General features: G+C 75.8%; 17 protein-coding genes and 1 tRNA gene. 4 read left to right on the forward strand and 14 right to left on the reverse strand.

Annotated features, from left to right (window positions below):
* Positions 1-17: 17 nt before the first annotated feature.
* From lptC to BM064_RS05930, 6 genes are all read right to left on the reverse strand, one after another.
* Positions 18-677: an LPS export ABC transporter periplasmic protein LptC gene (gene lptC / locus BM064_RS05905; protein ID WP_092858839.1), complete on the reverse strand. Its 660-nt coding sequence runs from the start codon at positions 675-677 to the stop codon at positions 18-20.
* A gap of 4 nt (positions 678-681) precedes the next feature.
* On the reverse strand, positions 682-1,710 hold the full coding sequence (locus tag BM064_RS05910) for a KpsF/GutQ family sugar-phosphate isomerase (RefSeq protein WP_245779072.1): 1,029 nt from the start codon (positions 1,708-1,710) through the stop codon (positions 682-684).
* 28 nt (positions 1,711-1,738) lie between these two features.
* Entirely contained in the window at positions 1,739-2,350 is a 612-nt protein-coding gene (locus BM064_RS05915; RefSeq protein ID WP_092858840.1) for a ribonuclease D, read from the reverse strand.
* A 103-nt stretch (positions 2,351-2,453) separates the two neighbouring features.
* Complete coding sequence (locus BM064_RS05920) at positions 2,454-2,864, reverse strand: DUF1493 family protein (protein ID WP_092858841.1); 411 nt, start codon at positions 2,862-2,864, stop codon at positions 2,454-2,456.
* Between the two features lie 74 nt (positions 2,865-2,938).
* Positions 2,939-3,025, reverse strand: a tRNA-Leu gene (locus tag BM064_RS05925).
* Positions 3,026-3,172: 147 nt separating this feature from the next.
* Positions 3,173-4,270: a hypothetical protein gene (locus tag BM064_RS05930; protein ID WP_092858842.1), complete on the reverse strand. Its 1,098-nt coding sequence runs from the start codon at positions 4,268-4,270 to the stop codon at positions 3,173-3,175.
* A gap of 175 nt (positions 4,271-4,445) precedes the next feature.
* Between BM064_RS05930 and BM064_RS05935 the strand changes: the two genes are divergently transcribed.
* Both BM064_RS05935 and BM064_RS05940 read left to right on the forward strand, forming a co-directional pair.
* Complete coding sequence (locus BM064_RS05935; RefSeq protein ID WP_092858843.1) at positions 4,446-5,441, forward strand: complex I NDUFA9 subunit family protein; 996 nt, start codon at positions 4,446-4,448, stop codon at positions 5,439-5,441.
* Between the two features lie 271 nt (positions 5,442-5,712).
* Positions 5,713-7,056, forward strand: coding sequence for a ferredoxin reductase family protein (locus BM064_RS05940; protein WP_092858844.1), 1,344 nt, complete (start codon positions 5,713-5,715; stop codon positions 7,054-7,056).
* A gap of 24 nt (positions 7,057-7,080) precedes the next feature.
* On the opposite strand, the gene BM064_RS05945 is transcribed toward BM064_RS05940, so the two are convergent.
* From BM064_RS05945 to BM064_RS05965, 5 genes are read right to left on the reverse strand one after another with little or no spacing between them, the layout of a single operon-like run.
* A complete protein-coding gene (locus BM064_RS05945) occupies positions 7,081-7,710 on the reverse strand; it encodes a TIGR04282 family arsenosugar biosynthesis glycosyltransferase (RefSeq protein WP_092858845.1) in 630 nt (209 codons plus the stop codon).
* Positions 7,700-8,377 carry a TIGR04283 family arsenosugar biosynthesis glycosyltransferase gene (locus BM064_RS05950; RefSeq protein WP_092858846.1) on the reverse strand — a complete coding sequence of 226 codons (678 nt, stop codon included), beginning with the start codon at positions 8,375-8,377 and terminating at the stop codon, positions 7,700-7,702. Before BM064_RS05950 ends, BM064_RS05945 begins: the two co-directional genes overlap by 11 nt.
* Positions 8,377-9,672: a multidrug effflux MFS transporter gene (locus tag BM064_RS05955; protein WP_092858847.1), complete on the reverse strand. Its 1,296-nt coding sequence runs from the start codon at positions 9,670-9,672 to the stop codon at positions 8,377-8,379. Before BM064_RS05955 ends, BM064_RS05950 begins: the two co-directional genes overlap by 1 nt.
* Positions 9,669-11,246 carry an MFS transporter gene (locus tag BM064_RS05960; RefSeq protein WP_092858848.1) on the reverse strand — a complete coding sequence of 526 codons (1,578 nt, stop codon included), beginning with the start codon at positions 11,244-11,246 and terminating at the stop codon, positions 9,669-9,671. The genes BM064_RS05955 and BM064_RS05960 overlap by 4 nt, the downstream gene beginning before the upstream one ends.
* On the reverse strand, positions 11,243-12,568 hold the full coding sequence (locus BM064_RS05965) for a dihydroorotase (protein WP_092859276.1): 1,326 nt from the start codon (positions 12,566-12,568) through the stop codon (positions 11,243-11,245). The genes BM064_RS05960 and BM064_RS05965 overlap by 4 nt, the downstream gene beginning before the upstream one ends.
* 447 nt (positions 12,569-13,015) lie before the next feature.
* On the opposite strand from BM064_RS05965, the gene ygfZ reads away from it, so the two are divergent.
* The gene (ygfZ, locus tag BM064_RS05970) at positions 13,016-13,834 is read left to right on the forward strand and encodes a CAF17-like 4Fe-4S cluster assembly/insertion protein YgfZ (RefSeq protein ID WP_092858849.1); all 819 of its coding nucleotides are present in this window, start codon (positions 13,016-13,018) and stop codon (positions 13,832-13,834) included.
* Between the two features lie 323 nt (positions 13,835-14,157).
* Here ygfZ and BM064_RS05975 read toward each other — a convergent pair whose 3' ends face one another.
* On the reverse strand, positions 14,158-15,033 hold the full coding sequence (locus tag BM064_RS05975; RefSeq protein WP_092858850.1) for an SDR family oxidoreductase: 876 nt from the start codon (positions 15,031-15,033) through the stop codon (positions 14,158-14,160).
* A 56-nt stretch (positions 15,034-15,089) separates the two neighbouring features.
* On the opposite strand from BM064_RS05975, the gene BM064_RS27370 reads away from it, so the two are divergent.
* Positions 15,090-16,319 (forward strand): tetratricopeptide repeat protein, encoded by a 1,230-nt coding sequence (locus tag BM064_RS27370; protein ID WP_092858851.1) that lies wholly within the window; start codon positions 15,090-15,092, stop codon positions 16,317-16,319.
* Positions 16,320-16,330: 11 nt separating this feature from the next.
* Here the strand turns inward: BM064_RS27370 and queG are convergent, their stop codons facing one another.
* Positions 16,331-17,443 carry a tRNA epoxyqueuosine(34) reductase QueG gene (queG, locus tag BM064_RS05985; protein ID WP_218160983.1) on the reverse strand — a complete coding sequence of 371 codons (1,113 nt, stop codon included), beginning with the start codon at positions 17,441-17,443 and terminating at the stop codon, positions 16,331-16,333.
* Positions 17,444-17,520: 77 nt separating this feature from the next.
* Positions 17,521-18,249 carry a hypothetical protein gene (locus BM064_RS05990; RefSeq protein ID WP_092858853.1) on the reverse strand — a complete coding sequence of 243 codons (729 nt, stop codon included), beginning with the start codon at positions 18,247-18,249 and terminating at the stop codon, positions 17,521-17,523.
* Positions 18,250-18,289 lie beyond the last annotated feature (40 nt).

The following is an 18,289-nucleotide window of genomic DNA, read 5'->3' on the forward strand; positions in this document are numbered from 1 at the left end:
CCCCCGACCGCGCGGTCTCACTCGACCTCGGCCGTCGGCTTCCAGGTCACCCGGACGCCGTTCTCGAACCAAAGATAGTCGCCCGGCGGGAGGTCGCCAAGCACCTGCGAGGCCTCCGCTCCCTCCTCCACCCGGCGGGCGCGGAAGGAGCCGGACTCGATCGAGCCCGCAGGCCCCTTCGCGCTGACCGGGCCGGGGGCCTTCGCCTCGCCGCTCTTGAGGTCGGCCTCGATGCGGTCGGTGACGACCTCGTAGCCGTCCGAGGTGGTCATCGTCACCTCGCCGTCGAGCGACAGCGCCTGCGCCTTGGGCTTCAGCGCGCCATGGGCCGCGGCGACGTCGATCCGCCGCCCCTCGGCCTGGGTGAAGGCGGCGCGCACGGCGTCGAGCTCCACCAGCGTGGGGTCGGGCCCGTCCGGGGTCGCCATCTCGGCCTCGACCACGAAGGGCTCGCCGGCGGCGGTCGAGCCCTCGATCCGCGGGCGGGAGACAGAGAGCCCCTCGCCCAGCTTGATCAGGTCGGCCGAGGAATAGACCAGCCCCAGGTCGAGCTGGTCGCGCCCCGGCAGCAGGAAGATCGCCGACAGCAGCGCCAGCGCCAGCAGCGGCAGGCCGATCTTCAGCCGGCGCACCAGCCGCGAATAGGCCGAGACGTCGCGGCGCGGGGCGGGCGGCATCGCCTCACCCTCCCGTGCCGGCGCCGGGGCCGGCGCCGTCGACGCCGGCCCGCAGACAGTCGTGGACGTGGATGATGCCCACGGGCGCCGGCCCCCTGGCGGGGTCGGCCACGAAGATGCACAGCACCGGCCGCTCGCGCCGGTTCATCAGCGCCAGCGCCTCGGAGGCGAGCGCGTCGGGGCGGATGGTGCGCGGATCGCGCGAGCAGACCTCGCCCGCGCGCCGCTCCAGCAGCCCGTCCATGTTGCGCCGAAGGTCGCCGTCGGTGATCGCCCCGACCAGCGCCCCGTCCGAGCGGGTGACGCCGGCGATCCCGAAGCCCTTCTGGCTGATCTCCAGCAGCACGTCGCGCATCGAGGCGTCCTCGTCGACCAGCGGCATCTCCTCGCCCGCGTGCATCACGTCGCGCACCTTGATCAGCTGCGCCCCCAGCTTGCCGCCGGGGTGGAAGACGCGGAACCGCTCGGCGGTGAAGTCGCGCCGCTCCATCAGCGCCACGGCCAGCGCGTCGCCCAGCGCCAGCGCCAGCGTGGTGGAGGTGGTGGGCGCGAGCCCGACCGAGCACGCCTCCGGCGCGCGGGGCAGCAGGAGGGCCACGTCCGACTGGCTCAGCAGCGGCGATTCGGGGCGCGAGGCCATGCCGATCAGCGGAATGGCGAAGCGCTTGCAGTGGGCGATGACGTCCGCGAGCTCCGGCGTGCCGCCCGAGTTCGACAGCACCAGCGCCACGTCCGCGCGCGTCAGCATCCCGAGGTCGCCGTGCGAAGCCTCGGCCGGGTGCAGGAAGAAGGACGGCGTGCCGGTCGAGGCCAGCGTGGCGGCGATCTTGCGCCCCACGTGGCCCGACTTGCCCATGCCCGAGACGACGATGCGCCCCTCGCAGGCCAGCATCAGCTCGATCGCGTCGGCGAAGCTCTCGCCCAGCGTGTCGGCGAAGCCGGCCAGCGCCTCGGCCTCCAGCCGCAGCACGCGGCGGCCGATCTCCATGTCCTTCTCGCGCGCCTGGGCGGGCGAGGTCTGGGCTTGCGTCATGGGCACGGGCGGTTCCGCCTTCTTGGGATCAGTGAGAGAAGATGTCCTCTTCCGGCCAGCCCGCGAGATCGAGAGCCGCCCGGTCCGGCAGGAAGTCGAAACAGCGGGCCGCGATTTCAAGGCGCCCCTCGCGCGCAAGCCGCGTCTCGAGCTCCGCCTTCAGCCGGTGAAGGTGCAGGACGTCGGAGGCCGCATACTCCAGCTGCGCCTCGCTGAGCTGGTCCGCGCCCCAGTCCGAGCTCTGCTGGACCTTGGACATGTCGACGCCGAGCAATTCCGCGCACAGGTTCTTGAGGCCGTGGCGGTCGGTGTAGGTGCGCACCAGCCTGGAGGCGATCTTGGTGCACCACACGGGCCGCGCCAGCACGCCCCAGCGATGGGCCATGACGGCGATGTCGAAGCGGCCGAAGTGGAACAGCTTCAGCACGTTCGGGTCGGCGAGCATCTTCTCGAGGTTCGGCGCGCGGGGCGCGTCCAGCGGGATGCGCACCACATGCGCGTTCCCGTCGCCGGAGGAGAGCTGGACCACGCACAGCCGGTCGCGGTGCGGGCGCAGGCCCATGGTCTCGGTGTCGATGGCGACCACCGGCCCCAGGTCGAGCCCGTCGGGAAGATCGCCCTCGTGGGAATGGATGGTCATCGCGAGCCTCCGGCCGTCCGGACCGTCCCGCCGGCCCGCATCGGCGCCGGTCATGCCCGCTGGCGCGGCGAAGATCAACCGGGACGGCGATTCGGAGCGGGGGTCAGAGGACCAGCGCGGCCAGCAGGAGCAGCGCGAACCCCAGCCCCAGCGCCCGATTGATCGTGACGTCCCAGCGCCGCGCGGGCAGGTCGTGGGGCGGATAGTCGACCCGCCAGCGCCCCGCCTCGGCCGAGCGGCGCAGCAGGTCCATGTCGATCTCGATCTGGGGGACGCGGGCCTGGGGCGGGCGGACGAACAGGGCGCCGGGGTTCCAGCCCTCTTCGCCATGGTGGAAATAATACCGATAGCCGTCGAGGTTCACGCCGAAGCGTTCGGCGCAGCTCTGCATCAGGTCGTGGTGGTCGTCGCCCTCGACGCCCAGCTCGGCCAGCGTGGTCGTGGCGAGGATCTCGCGGCGGGCGGCGGTCTCCTCGCGTACGAAGGCCACGATGTCCTCGAGCGTCGGGCTCATCGGTCGGGCCTGTCTGCGAGGGGGCCTGAAAAGCCACCGCCCCGCCGAGGGATGCTCGGCGGGGCGGGAGCGACTGGTGCCCAGGAGAAGACTCGAACTTCCACTTCCATACGGAAACCAGCACCTGAAGCTGGCGCGTCTACCAATTCCGCCACCTGGGCAGGTGTCGTTGGAGCGGTGATCTATTGGGTGGCGCGGGGGGTGTCAACGGGGTCCGAGCGGATTTTCCGAAGCCCGTGCGCGCCGCCCCTGCGCTCCCCCGCCGCAGGGGTCCGGAGGCCGTTGCGTCGCCTCGACCCGCGGCGGTTTCAGCGGCGCGAGGCGCGCAGCTCCCGCCCCTCGCGCAGCCACAGGCGGCCCTCGGAGAGGTCGAGCGTCGCGCCCCCGATCTCGCGGCGGAAGCGGCCCTCGGTCAGGCGGAAGGTCTCGCCGGCCAGCATCCGGCGGCCGCGCTCGGTGCGCCGCAGCTGCGCGCCGCGCAGGCTGCGCCCGGCGCCTTTCCACTCCACCGCCGGCGGGGCGACCTCGGGGTCGGCGAGCTCCCCCAGCAGCTTCGCCAGCCACAGGTCGCCCAGCCGGTCGGGGCCGGCGTTGGCGCGCAGGGCCTCGCCCAGGATCCGCCGCGCCGGGGTCCAGTCGTCGCCGGTCGCGCCCAGCAGCAGCGCGTCCTCGCGCGCCAGCCCCGACTCGGCGTCGGGGAATCGCGCCAGTCGGGCGGCCAGCGCCGCGGCGACGCCGGGCAGCGGCCAGGCGCCGGGCGGGCGGGCCGCGAGCCGCGCGAGGTCGGTGGGATCGGCGGCGCAGGCGGCCGACCAGATCTCGGCCAGCGCCTCGGCCATCGGGGCGACCGGCCGGGCGGGGGGCGCCTCGGCCAGCATCCGGCGGGGCAGGGCGGCGAGGCCCTGGGCGGCGCCGCCCCCGGGCAGGCCGCCGGGACCGCCGGCCAGGGCCGCGGCCAGCGGATCGCCCTCGGGCCCCGCGTGGACGCGGACGCAGAGCCGCTCCAGCGCGCCCTCCTGCGCCGCCAGCCGGGCGACGAAGGCCAGGGCCAGGATCTCCTGCAACGAGGCGGCGAGGGCGAACTCCGCCGCCTCCGCCTCCCCCAGCGCCCGGCGCAGGGCGGCGAGGTCGGCCGGGATCGCCCTGCGCGGGTCGGGGACCCGGGGGCCGGGGGCGGAGACCGGCGGGCCGGCCAGCGTCGCGGCCCAGAAGCCGGCGCGGGCCTGCGCGAAGGCCGCGTCGTCGGCGGGGCTCTCCAGCGGGGGCAGGGGGCCGCAGGACAGCTCGTCCCGCACCGCCAGGGCGCCCGGCCGGCCGGCGGCGGCCAGCGCCCCGCAGGCGCCGTCGCCCAGCGCCAGCAGCAGGAACGGTCCGGGCTCGGGAGAGACGATCGCGCGCTTGCTCATCGGGGGTCCCCTGCGGATTCGTCGAATTGCCGCCTTGTTCCGGCGCGCCCGCGAGACTAGAGGAAAACCGTGGCCGCGTCCGGGCGCCCGCGCCCGCGCGCCGCGTGAAATTCCGACCGTCTCCCGCGCCCCGCGGCGAGGTCCGGTCCGCAGCAGCATCGGGAGAGCCAGGCGCATGACCCAGTCCGCCCCTCTGGTGACCATCTTCGGCGGCTCCGGCTTCGTCGGCCGCTACGTCGCCCAGCGCATGGCCCGCCGCGGCTGGCGGGTCCGCGCCGCGGTGCGTCGCCCGAACGAGGCGATGTTCCTGCGTCCCTACGGCGACGTCGGCCAGGTGGAGCCGGTGCAGGCCAACATCCGCGACGACGCCTCGGTGGCCAAGGCCTGCATGGGCGCGACGGCCGTGGTCAACTGCGTGGGCATCCTGGCCGAGGCCGGCAAGCAGTCCTTCCAGTCGGTGCAGGCGCAGGGCGCCGCCCGGGTGGCGAAGGCCGCCGCCGAGGCGGGCGTGACCCGCTTCGTGCAGATCTCGGCCATCGGCGCCGATCCCAAGGGGCCGTCGGACTACGCCCGCACCAAGGCCGCCGGCGAAAAGGCGGTGCAGGAGGCGTTCCCGGGCGCCGTGATCCTGCGCCCCTCGGTGATCTTCGGGATGGAGGACGGCTTCTTCAACCGCTTCGCCGCGATGGCCCGGATCTCCCCGGTGCTGCCGATCACCGGCGGCGAGACGAAGTTCCAGCCGGTCTACGTGGGCGACGTGGCCGAGGCCGCGGCCAAGGCCGCCGCGGGCGAGGTCCCGGGCGGGATCTACGAGCTCGGCGGCCCCGAGGTCGCGACCCTGCGCGCCCTGATCGAGCGGATGCTGAAGATCACCCGCCGCCGCCGGCTGATCGTCGACCTGCCGGCGGGCGTCGCGGGGATCCCCGCCTCGCTGCTCGGCCTCGCGCAGTCGCTGACCGGCGGGCTCTACGTCAACAACACCCTGACCGCCGACCAGATCGCGCAGCTCGGCGTGGACAACGTGGTCGGCGAGCAGGCGAAGGGCCTCAAGGACCTCGGCATCGCCCCCACGGCGATGGAGGCGGTGCTCGAGAGCTACCTCTACGCCTACCGCCCGCAGGGCCAGTATTCCCGCCTGACCGAGAGCGCGAAGAACATGCGCGGCGCCTGACGCGCCGCCCGCGCGTCCCGAAGCGACGGACCGCCCGAACGGCCGCGGAGGACCCCCCTCCGCGGCCGTTCCGCGTTCGGGAGGCGCCCGGCCCGCCGGGCGCAGGTCGGCGCGCCCCTCGCCGCTCCGCCGTCCGCGGCCCCGCAGGACGCCGGCGCGCCGCGCCGGAACCCGCCCGGCGGGATGATCTCGATCATGGCGGGCCCTGACCTGCGGGGGCAGAACCCTCGCGACGGGCGACGGGGCCCGGGCCGCGAGGGTTGCAAGGACGATGAGCCGGAACGGGATCCGCGTCTTCTGGGGGGTCTGGGCGGGGCTCGCGCTGCTGTGGCTGGCGACGAACCTCGGCGGGCTGGACCTGCGCTTCTTCGCCCTGCGCGCCTCGGTCCTGCAGCTGACCGGGGTGCTGGGGATGGGGGCGATGAGCCTCGCCATGATCCTCGCCCTGCGCCCGCGCTGGCCGGAGGGGCCGCTGGGCGGGCTCGACAAGATGTACCGGCTGCACAGGCGGCTGGGGATCGGCGGGCTGGCGGTCTCGGTCTTCCACTGGTCGTGGGCGCAGGGGCCGAAATGGGCGGTCGGCTGGGGCTGGCTGGAGCGGCCCCATCGCGGCCCGCGCCCGCCGGTCGGGGATCCGCTGCACGCCGCCCTCGCCGGCCTGCGGCACGAGGCGGAGGCGGCGGGCGAATGGGCCTTCTACGCCCTCGCGGCGCTGGTGCTGGTCGCGCTGGTCCGGCGCATCCCCTACCGCTGGTTCCGCCTATCGCACCGGCTGACCGCGGCGGCCTACCTCGCGCTGGTCTTCCACTCGGTCGCGCTGTTCGACTTCGGGCAGTGGGCGACGCCGCAGGGCGCGGTCCTGGCGCTGCTGATGCTGGGCGGGAGCGGGGCGGCCCTGGTCTCCCTGACCGGGCGCATCGGCGCCGGGCGGCAGGTCGCCGGCACGCTGGTCGGCATGCGCTTCCACCCCGGGGTGCACGCGCTCGAGAAACGGGTGCGGCTCGGCGAGGGCTGGCCGGGCCACCGTGCCGGCCAGTTCGCCTTCGTCGCCTCCGAGCCGCGCGACGGCGCGCATCCCTACACCATCGCCTCGGCCTGGGACCCCGCCACGCGCGAGATCGTGTTCCTCGCCAAGGAGCTCGGCCGCCACACCACCGGGCTGGAGGCCCGCCTGCGCATCGGACAGCCGGTGACGGTCGAAGGGCCCTACGGCCGCTTCATCTTCGACGAGGACCCCGCCGCCCGGCAGATCTGGGTCGGGGGCGGCATCGGCATCGCCCCGTTCGTGGCCCGGATGAAGGAGCTCGCCGCCCGCGCGCCCGGGCAGGCGCGGCCCGTCGACCTGTTCCACTGCACGCGGGAGGTGGACGAGGGCGCGCTCGCCCTGCTGGCCGCGGACGCGGCCGCGGCGGGCGTGCGCCTGCACGTCCTGGTCGAGGGCCGCGACGGTCTGCTGACCGGCGAGCGGCTGCGCGCCGCGGTCCCCGACTGGCGCGAGGCCGGCCTTTGGTTCTGCGGTCCGACGCGCTTCGGCGCCGCGCTGAGGGCCGATCTCGCCGCCCGGGGCTTCCCGGTGGAGACGCGCTTCCACCAGGAGCTGTTCGAGCTGCGCTGACCCCCCGGGCCGGCGTCGGGCCGCCTAGCGCGCCCGCCCCGGCAGGTCCGCCGCCTCGTCCACGTCCGCCAGCGTCTCGGCGAAGCCGGCCCGGCGCCCGCCCAGGGTCGCGAGACTGTCGGCCAGCGCATGGGGCCCGGACCAGCGCGCCCCCGCGAAGAGGCGCGCCGGCAGGGCCGCGCCGTTGCGCACGCCCACCAGCCAGAAGCCGCCGTCCGTCGCCGGACCGAAGACGACCTCCGCCCCGCCCAGCGCGCGGACGGCGCGGGCGATCGCCGCGGGGGTCGCGCCGGGGATGTCCGAGCCGATCAGCACCGCCGGCCCGCGCCAGCGCCCGCGCCCCGGGCCCCGCAGCGCCCGGGCCATACGGGCGCCGAGGTCGCCGCGTCCCTGCGGGATGCGGCGCAGGGCGGCCGGCCAGACGCGGCTCGTCAGCCCCTCGGCGTCGGGGGAGACGGCCAGCACCACGTCGAAACGGGGATCGGCCGCGAGCCGGCGCAGCCCCGCCAGCGCCTGGGCGCGATACCAGCGCGCGGCCTCGATGCGGCCGACGCCGCGGGCGAGGCGCGTCTTCACGCGCCCCGGCCGCGGCTCCTTGACGAAGACGATCACGGTGGGACGGGGGGCCGAGGGGCGCGGTCCCCTAGCGGGCATAGCGGCGGGCCAGCCGCTCGGGGCTCGCGCCCAGGAAGTAGAGGCCCAGCGTCGTCAGGTTGCGCCAGCCGCGGCGCAGCCAGCCCTCCGCGCGGTAGCGGCGGGCGGAGGTGGCGGCCTCGGCCGCGAGCGGGGACAGCGGCAGGCGGCGGGCGAGGCTGACGTCCTCCATCAGCGGCTGGTCGGGATAGCCGCCGGCGCGCCGGTAGACCGCGGCGCGCACCAGCAGGCCCTGGTCGCCGTAGGGCAGGCCCAGGCGGCGGGCGCGGAAATTGGCCCAGGCGGCGACGAGGGCGGCGGGCGTCCCGGGCTCGTCGAAGCGCAGGCGGAAGAAGCCGGCGCGGTCGGGCGCCCTTTCCATGTGGCGTCGCACCGCCTCGGACCAGCCGGGGGAAAGCACCGTGTCGGCGTGCAGGAACAGCAGCCAGTCGCCCCGCGCGGCCTCCGCCCCGCGGGCGAGCTGGCCGCCGCGCCCGGGCGGGCCCACGATCAGCTCGGCCCCGGCGGCGTCGGCCACCTCGGCGATGGCGTCGCGCGAGCCGCCGTCGGACAGGATCACCTCGCGGATCAGCCCCTCGGTCAGGGCCGAGGCCAGCGCGCCGAGGCAGGGGCCGAGCTCGTCGGCCGCCTCCAGCGTCGGGATCACGATCGACAGCGGCGCCGCCATCAGCAGACCTTGCCCCAGCGGGTCGCGACCAGGCCGACGATCCCCGCCGCCCCGATGATCCCTGCCAGCGGCAGCACCGTGCCGTCCCAGAGCTCCACCATCACCGCCCCCAGCGCCACCCCGCACAAGGTTCCCGAGGCCGAAAGGACGGATGAGGCGCTCCCCGCCCGGTCGCCCATCGGCGTCAGGCCCATCGCCAGCAGGTTGCCGAACAGGATCCCGAACAGCGCCAGCGTGGGGCCCAACCATAGCATGAACACGATCAGCGGCGGCACGCCCCCGAACGCCGCGGCGAAGACCACGCCGCCGCCCACGCCCGAGACCGCCCACAGCACCAGCGCGCCCCGGGTCAGCCGCGGCGCCCCGATGCGCGTGACCAGCCGCGAGTTGGCGAAGCTGACCAGCCCGAAGCAGGCCGAGATCCCCCCGAAGGCCAGCGGCAGGCCCCAGGTCAGGTCGTAGATCCCGCCCAGCACCGCGTGGGCCGAGCTGAGGAAGGTGGCGAAGGCCCCGAACACCGCCGAGATCGCGATGACCGAGGCGAGCATCGCCCGGATCCGCAGCATCTCGACGAAGGTCCGTCCCACGGCGCGCGGCGAGATCGGGCGGCGCTTCTCCTCGGTCAGCGTCTCGGGCTGGGCGAGGGCGAACCACACCGTCGTCGCCAGCGCCTGCAGGGCGGTGACCGCGAAGACCCAGCGCCAGTGCGCGAACTCGACCATCAGCGTGCCGAAGATCGGCGCGGTGAACACCATCAGCACGAAGACCGAGTTGGTCAGCGCCACCACCCGGGCCATCTCGTCGCCCGAGAAGCGGTCGCGCATGATCGCGTAGCTGACGACCCTGAGCCCCCCGGTCCCGAACCCCTGCAGGAAGCGCCCCGCCACCAGCCAGCCGAAGCCGGGGGCGAGCGAGGCCAGAAGCCCTCCCGCCAGCGCCACGCCCATGCCCACGAAGATCGCGGGCCGGCGTCCCCAGCGGTCCGAGACCGGCCCGAGGCAGAGCTGCGAGCAGGCCATGCCGAGGAACATCGCCAGGATCGCCCATTGCGGCTTGCTCTCGCCGTCGATCCCGAAGCCCTCCGAGATCGCGCCCAGCGCCGGGATCACGATGTCGACCGCGAAGGCGTTCATCGCCCCCAGCGCCGCCATCAGCAGCACGAAGCCGGCGGCCGCCTTCTGCGGGCCCGTGGCGCCCGCGCGCGGGGCGTCGCCGGCGGCGATCGCGCCCAGGCCCGAGGGGCGCGGCGCGTGGCCCGCGGCCTCGGCGGACGGCCGGCGGGGGGGCTCGCTCATGCCTCGCCCTTCGCGTGGACCTCGCGGCCGAGGCCGCCCCAGCGCATCGCCAGCAGGCCGGCGACGCCGGCGAAGCCCAGCATCCCGGCGAGCGGCAGGACGGTGCCGTCGAAGATCTCGGCCATCACCGCGCCCAGCGCCACGCCCGCCAGCGTGCCCGAGGCCGCCAGCGCCGAGGAGGCCGAGCCCGCCCGGTCCCCCAGCGGCGCCAGCGCGGTCGCCAGCAGGTTGCCGTAGAGGATGCCGAACATCGCCAGCGTCGGCAGCAGCCAGACCAGCAGCAGCCACAGCGGCGGCACGCCCGCGAAGAAGACCGCGAAGACCGCGAGGCCCAGCGTCCCCGAGACCGCCCAGCTCGCCAGCCCGATCCGCGCCATCCGCGCCGCCCCCAGCCGGCCCACCAGCCGGGCGTTGGCCAGCGCCGCCAGCGCGAAGAAGATCGTCGAGCCGCCGAACACCGCCGGCAGCCCCCAGCCCAGGCCGTAGACCTCGCCGAAGATCGGCTGGGCGGAGCTTAGGAAGGTCGCCAGCACCCCGAAGGCCACCGCCATCGCCATCGCCGCCCCCATCGCCGGGCGCATCCGCAGCACGCCCCCGTAGGTCCGCATCACCGCGCGGAATTCGAACGGGCGGCGATGGGCGGGGTCCAGCGTCTCGGGCTGCCAGAGGTGGAAGGCGAGCGCCGTCAGCGCCGCCTGCAGCGCGGTGATCGCGAGGCCGACGCGCCAGTGCGCGAACTCGACGATCAGCTGCCCCACCACGGGGGTGAAGAACATGATCAGCTCGAAGATCAGCGCCTGGAAGGAGACGATGCGCGCCATCCGGTCGCCGGAGCTCTGGTCGCGGATGATCGCGAGGCTGACGACCCGCAGCCCGCCCGCCCCCAGCCCCTGCAGCAGGCGCGCGGCGATCAGCGTCTCGAAGGTCGGCGCGGCGGCGGCGGCGAGCCCGCCGATGAAGGCCAGCGCCAGGCCGAGGAAGGCCGCGCGCCGCCGCCCCCAGGCGTCGGCCGCGGGCCCCAGCACGAGCTGCGACAGCGAGGCGCCGGCGAACATCGCCAGCACGGTCCACTGGGCGCCCTCGCCCGGCGACATCTGGAAGCTCTGGGCGATCAGGCCCTGGGCGGGGATGACGATGTCGACGGCCACCGCGTTGGTCGCCCCCAGCGCCGCCATCAGCGCCACGAAGATCAGCGAGGTCCGGCGCTCGTCCGCGGGCCCCGAGGCGCCGCCCGACCGCGCCGCGGCGATCGCCATGCCCGAGGGCCGCGGCGCCCGCCCCGCGGCCTCCGCCGGCACCTCGTGCCGGGGCGCGCCTGCGCTTCGCCGATCGGCCCCGGAGGCGGCCTCGTCCCCGGGCGTTCCCGCGTCGGCCCGGGTCGAGGGAGCGTCCGACGCGTCTGCGCCACGCGCCTCCCCGGCGCCGGGGGCGGCGCCCTCGCGGGCCTGCGTCCCGCGCGCGCCGCTGCGCGGCGCGTCCGCCTCCGGCGAGGCGCCGGCCCCGGGCGTCTCGGCGGGCGCCTGGTCGGGGTCGGGGCGGCGGCGGTCGTGCTCCTCCTCCGGCCGCTGGGTCACGAACACCCTTCCTGGAAGCGCACCGGCTCGCCCCCGCGGGGCTCGAGGAGCTGATCGTCCCACATCACCCGGCGGCCGCGGATCATCGTGCCCACGGGCCAGCCCTGCACCTCCATGCCCGCGTAGGGGGTCCAGCCGCAGCGGCTCTCGATCCACTCGTTTTCGATGGTGCGCCGCGCCTTCAGGTCGACGACGGTGAAGTCGGCGTCGTAGCCCGCCGCGATGCGCCCCTTGCCGGCGATGCCGAAGATCCGCTGCGGGCCGTGGCTGGTCAGGTCCACGAAGCGCTGCAGGCTGAGCCGCCCCTTCGCCACGTGGTCCAGCATCACCGGCACCAGCGTCTGCACGCCGGGCATGCCGGACGGCGTGGCCGGATAGACCTTCTCCTTCGCCTCCCTCTCGTGGGGCGCGTGGTCGGAGCCGAGCACGTCGACGACCCCGCGCCGCAGCCCGTCCCAGACGCCCGCCCGGTGGGAGGCGTCGCGCACCGGCGGGTTCATCTGGATCAGCGTGCCCAGCCGCGCATGGTCGTCGGTGGTGAAGGTCAGGTGGTGGGGCGTCGCCTCGCAGGTCACCAGGCCCTTCTCGGCCTCGAGCATCGGGATCTCGTCGGCGGTCGAGATGTGCAGGATGTGGATGCGCCGGTTGGTCTCCTTCGCCAGCCGGATCAGCCGCTCGGTGCACAGGCGCGCGGCCTCGGCGTCGCGCCACACGGGGTGGCTGGAGGGGTCCCCCTCCACCCGCATGTGCTTGCGGTCCTCGAGCCGGAACTCGTCCTCCGAGTGCACGGCGACCCGGCGGCGGCCATGGGAGAGCACCTGGCGCACGTCGTCGTCGCCCGCCACCAGAAGGGTGCCGGTGGAGCTGCCCATGAACATCTTGATGCCGGCGCAGCCCTCGAGGCGCTCGGCCTCCTCCAGCAGCTCGACGTTGCCGGGCGAGGCGCCGAACCAGAAGCCGAAGTCGCAGGCCATGCGGGCGCGCCCGCGCGCGATCTTGTCGGCGAGCGCCTCGTAGGTGGTGGTGGTGGGGTTGGTGTTGGGCATCTCGAAGACGGCGGTGACCCCGCCCATCACCGCGGCGCGGGCCCCGGTCTCGAGATCCTCCTTGGCCTCGGCCCCCGGCTCGCGGAAATGCACCTGGCTGTCGATCACCCCGGGCAGGACGTGCAGGCCGGTGCAGTCCACCACCTCGCCGGCCGAGAGATGCGAGAGATCCCCGATGTCGACGATCCTGCCGCCCGACACCGCGACGTCGGCGAGGCCGATTCCGTCGTGATTCACCACCGTGCCGTTCTTGAGGATCAGGTCGGGGGCGGTCATGGCGGGCTCCATCGTTGCGGCAGGCCCCTCCCTCTAGCAGCGCCCGCCGCGTGAGGCGAGCGGACAAGGCCCTCGCCCAGCGCCTGTTCCCCGGAGCCGTCCGTCGCGGGCGCCGATCGGAGCGACTCGCCCCCTCCGGTCAAGGATCGCGAAGCGACCCCCCGAAGGGGGGCTTGTCCTTGACCGGAGGGGGCGAGTCGCTCAGGCAGCCCAAGCGATGGACGGCTCCGGGGAACAGGCGCGGCCCTGTTCCCGGGTGAGTCAGGAGCCCGCCGGAGGCTCGGCCCCGCGCGGCCCGGGCGCCGCGCCGGCCCCTCGCCCAAGCCCGCCCGCAGGGCGCCTCCGTCCCCGGCTCTCCCGCGCGCGGTTTCGCTCGGGGGTCGTGCGCCGGGCCGCGGGAACCCCTATGTTCCGCCCGGAAACCCTTTGCGACGAACGGAGCGCCCCATGCCCCCTGCCGCCCCCCTCTCCGGCCTGGTTCCCGCGCGCGTCCTGTTGCGCCTGACCGGCGCCGAGGCGCGCGGCTTCCTGCAGGACCTGGTCACCAACGACATCCGCCGGGCCGCGGGCGACGCGGCCGTCTACGCCGCCCTGCTGACGCCGCAGGGCAAGTATCTCTCGGATTTCTTCGTCGTCGCCGACGGGCCCGAGGACCTGCTGATCGACGTCGCGCGCGATCAGGCGCAGGCGCTGGGCCAGCGGCTGGCCATGTACCGGCTGCGGCGCAAGGTGGGGATCGAGGTCGCCCCCCTCGGCGTCGCGCTGCTGTGGGGCGAGGCCGCCCCCGCGGCGCCCGACGGCGCGCGCCTCGTCCCCGATCCGCGCGACCCGCGCCTCGGCTGGCGGCTCTACGCCCCCGACCCGGCCGCGGCGCTGGCGGCGCTGGGCGCGGCGGAGGCTGCGCCGGCGGATTACGACGCCCTGCGCGTCGCCGCCGCCGTGCCCGAGAGCGGGCTCGAGCTGACGCCGGACACCTTCGTGCTCGAGGCGGGGTTCGAGCGGCTGAACGGCGTCGACTTCCGCAAGGGCTGCTACGTCGGCCAGGAGATCGTCGCCCGCATGAAGCACAAGACCGAACTGCGCCGCGGACTGGTGCGGGTCTCGGTCGAAGGCGCGGCGGCGCCGGGGACCGAGGTGCTCTCCCAGGACGGCCGCGCGGCGGGCACGCTGCACACCGTCGCCGGGGGCGAGGGGCTCGCGCATCTGCGGCTAGACCGGGCGACCGGGGCGATGACGGCGGGCGGGGCGGTGCTGCGGCTGATCTGAAGGAGCGGGGGGCGAGGCGCCCTGCGGGCGGGCCTGGCCTGCGCGCGCTGCGCGCGCGGCGGGCTGGCGCCCGCAGGGGCGCTTCTGAACTCACCCAAGAACAGGCCCGCGCCTGTCCTCCGCAGCCGTCCGTCGCTGAAGATGCCTGAGCGACTCGCCCGCCCCGGTCAAGGACAAGCCCTCCTTCGGAGGGTCGCGTGCCGCGATCCTTGACCGGGGCGGGCGAGCCGCTCCGATCGGCATCAGCGACGGACGGCTCCGGAGAACAGGCGCTCCCGGCAGGGCCCGGGGCGGGCCGGCGCTCGTGGCGGGCCGCGCGGCGGTCAGGGGGCGGGGTCGAGGTCGGCGAGGAGGGCGGCGAGGCCCTCGCGGTAGCTGGGATAGGCGAGTTCGACGCCCAGCTCCTGCTTCATGCGCGCGTTCGAGGTGCGCTTGCTCTCGGAATAGAAGCTGCGGGCCATGGGGGTCATCTCCGCCTCCTCGAAGGGGATGGCGGGGGGGATCGGCAGGCCCAGCAGTTCGGCGGCGTGGGCGATGACGTCCTCGGGCGGGGCGGGGTGGTCGTCGTTGACGTTGTAGGCGGCGCCGGGGTTGGGGCGGGCCATGCTGGCGCGCAGGGCGGCGGCGATGTCGTCGACGTGGATGCGCGAGAACACCTGCCCCTCCTTGATGATGCGCCGCGCGGTCCCCTGGCGCACCTTCTCGAACGGGCCGCGGCCGGGGCCGTAGATCCCGGCCAGGCGGAACACGTGCACCGGCAGGCCGTGGGCGGCGTGCAGGCCCAGCCAGGCGTCCTCGGCCGCCACCCGCCAGGCGCCGCGGCGGGTGGCGGGCGTGCGGGGCGAGCTCTCGTCGATCCAGGCGCCGTCGCGGTCGCCGTAGACGCCGGTGGTCGAGAGGTAGCCGGCCCAGGCGGGCCGCGCCTGCGCGATCTGCGCGCCGGCCGCGCGCAGCACCGGGTCGCCCTCGGCGTCGGGGCCGGCGGAGACGAGGATATGCGTGGCCTCCGCCAGCGGGCGGGCGAGGTCCGCGCCCTCCGCCGGCCAGACCAGCGCCTCGGCGCCGGCGGCGCGGATCTCGTCGGCCTTTTCCTCGGAACGGGTGGTGCCGATCACCCGCCAGCCCTCGGCCAGCAGGTCGCGCGCCAGCCGGCGGGCCGAGTAGCCGTGACCGAAGCTGAGCAGGGTGGGGGTGGACATCGCCGGGCCTCCGCGCCAGATGTGGACGCCTCCCCTGTAGCCGAGGATCGTCTTCGATGCGATGGATCGCCGTCCTGCCGGCGGCCGCCCTCTGCGCCGCGGCGCAGGCCGCGCCGCTCTTCGCCCAGACTGCGCCGCAGGCCGCGCCGCCGCCGCTGGAGCGGCCCGCCGGGCCGGGCGCGGCCTCCGGCGCCGGCATCGAGGCGCTGCCGCGCCCCGGCGCGGGGGGCTTCGACGGCGCGCCCCTGACCCTGCCCACCGGCCCCGCGCCCGAGACCGAAGCGGCGGCGCGGGCGGCCGAGTCCGCCCGCTGCCAGGCGCTGGTCGACCAGGATCCGGTCGCCGCGCGCGAGGTCGCGCGGGAGTGGGGCCGCCAGGGCGGCGGCGTGCCCGCTGCGGTCTGCGAGGCGCTGGCGCTGGAGGCGCAGGGCGCGCTCGCCACCGCCGCGGCCCGGCTGGAGGACGCCGCGCGCCGCGCGCCGGAGCAGGCGCTGCCCGCGCCCGCGCGCGCCGCGCTCTACGAGGTCGCCGCCGGCTTCCGCCTGCGCGACCTGCAGCCTGCCGAGGCGCTGGCCGCGGCCGACGCGGGCCTCGCGCTCGACGGCGCCGGCCCGGTCCTGCGCCGCCTGCGGGCCGAGGCGCTGGCGGCGTTGGGCCGCGGCGACGAGGCGCTGCCCGAGCTCGACGCCGCGCTGGAGGCGATGCCCTGGGACCTCCCCGGCCTGCGCCTGCGCGCGCGGCTGAGGGGCGAGGCGGGGGACGCGGCCGGGGCGCTGGCCGACGCCGGCCGGGTGTCGGCGATGGCCGACGACGACCCGGAGGCCTGGCTGGCGCTGGGCGAGGCGCAGGCCGCCGCCGGGCGCCCCGAGCGGGCCCGCGAGAGCTTCCTGCGCGCCGTGGCCCGCGACCGCGAGGGCCCCGTGGGCGACCGCGCCCGCCGCGCCCTGCAGCTTCTGGACGCCCCCGGCGCGGCGCCCGTCGCGCCGCCGCCGGCGGCGACCGGGGCCCCTGCAGGCGAGGCGGATCCCGCGGCTGCATCTGCGCAGACGCCCGGACCCTCCGGCCCCGATGCCGCCGGGCCCGCCGCCCCCGGGACCGCGCCGCCCGAGGCCGCCGCGCCCGAGCCCGCCGCGGACGCCGCGACGGAGGCCGCGCCCGAAGCGGTCCCACAGGCTGGACAGCCCCAGGCCGACGTTCCGGACGCGCCTTCGGCCGACGAGGCGGAGGTCGACGGGAGGCCGACCGACGAGGCGCTGGGCGGGACCGCGCCGGCGCCCCAGGAATAGAGGCTGCGGGGTCAGGCGAGGGCCGCGCGCCACTCCTGCGCGACGAACGGGTCGGGGTCGGGGGCGCGCCCCTCGGCCCGGGCGCGCAGGCGCGCGGGCGACAGGCGCGACAGGGCCCAGACCGCATGGCCGCGGACCAGGGGCTCGGGGTCGTCGAGGCGCGCCTCGGCGACCGGGATCATCTCCGCCAGCCCCGAGTTGCCCACCGCCACCATCACGTTGCGCAGGAACCGCCCCCGCCCGATCCGCTTGATCGGAGAGCCGCGGAACACCTCGCGGAAGGCGGCGTCGTCGAGCGCCGCGAAATCCGCCAGCCGCGGCCGGTTCAGCTCCACCCGCGACTGGTAGAGCGTGCCGGCCTCCACCGCGAACTTGTTCCACGGGCAGACCGCCAGGCAGTCGTCGCAGCCGTAGATGCGGTTGCCGATCAGGGGGCGCATCTCCCGCGGGATCGGGCCCTTCAGCTCGATCGTCAGGTAGGAGATGCAGCGCCGCGCATCCAGCCGGAACGGCGCCGGGAAGGCGTTGGTCGGGCAGATGTCGAGACAGCGCCGGCAGGAGCCGCAATGCTCGGTCTCGGCCGCGTCGGGGGGCAGCTCGGCGGCGAGGAAGATGGCGCCCAGGAACACCCAGTTGCCGATCTCGCGCCCCAGCAGGTTGGTGTGCTTGCCCTGCCAGCCCAGGCCCGCGGCCTGGGCCAGCGGCTTCTCCATCACCGGGGCGGTGTCGACGAAGACCTTCACCGGCTGGCCCGTGCGCTCCGCCGCCCAGCGCGCCAGGCGCTTGAGCTTGCCCTTGACCTTGTCGTGGTAGTCCGGCCCCCGGGCGTAGACCGAGACCGAGGCGCGCTCGGGCATCTCCAGCAGGTGCAGGGGGTTCTCGGCGGGCGCGTAGCTTTCGGCCAGCATCACGATCGAGCGGGCCTCGGGCCACAGCGTCTTGGGATCGCCCCGCCAGGCGGCGCGGGCCTCCATCCAGTCCATGTCGCCGTGGGCGCCCTCGGCGAGGAAGCGGCGCAGGCGGGCCGCGGTCTCTCCGCCGCCGGGGCCGAGCGCGTCTGCGCGGCAGACGCCGAAGCCCACGAAGCCCTCGGCGCGCGCGCGCTCGGCGAGCTCGGCCTTCAGCGCGGCCGCGGGGTCGTCGGAGAGGTCGTCCGCCGGGTCGGTCGAGACGCGCGCGCCCCCCGCCGCGGTCGCCCGGGTCAGCCCCGGGACCGGCGCCGGCGGCGCAACGCCGCCACGCCGCCCAGCGAGGCCAGCCCCGCCGCCGCCAGAGGCGCCGCGCCGGGCAGGGGCACCGGCGAGGACCCCTGGCTGACCGTGTCCTCGAGATAGCCCATGGCGTCGGCGTAGACGACCAGGTTCATCCGCTGGCCCGGGTTCAGCACGATCGAGAAGGTCCAGGCCCCCGTCTCCCGCGCCAGGGCCGGGCCGTAGGCGCCGCCCGCATAGATGTCGACCGAGCGCGAGACCGAAGGCCGGGCCTCCAGCGTCTCGACCATCAGGGTGGCGTAGGCCTTGCTGATCGCCTCGGGCCCGCCGTCGACCGTCGTCTCGGCCCGCAGGTCGTAGCTGAGGACGAAATCGACGGTGGAGATCGCGTCCGACAGGTTCTCCAGCGTCACCGAGCCGTCGGTGAGCGACGCGGCCTCGATCACCGCCAGCGCGTCGGTCGAGGCGTGGACCGACGGCGTGAAGGACAGGCTCGGCCCCTCGATCGTGAAGTCGTCCGACCAGCCGGCGTCATAGACCCCCTGGCCCCGCGCGTAGCCGTCGTAGCTCGAGAAGCCGTAGTCCAGCCGCACCCCCTCGGGCAGGGCGGTCGCGGACAGCGTCGCCTCGATGGAGCTGACGAAGCTGACCAGCGCCTGCGCCGGGGCGGCGAGGGTCAGGGTCGTGCCGAGCGCGAGGATCACCGCGGCGATCTTCATCTGGATGACCGTCCCGTAAATCTATGTGAACAGAGAGAAA

This window comes from Albimonas pacifica (assembly GCF_900113695.1).
In the GTDB taxonomy this organism is placed as follows: Bacteria; Pseudomonadota; Alphaproteobacteria; order Rhodobacterales; family Rhodobacteraceae; genus Albimonas; species Albimonas pacifica.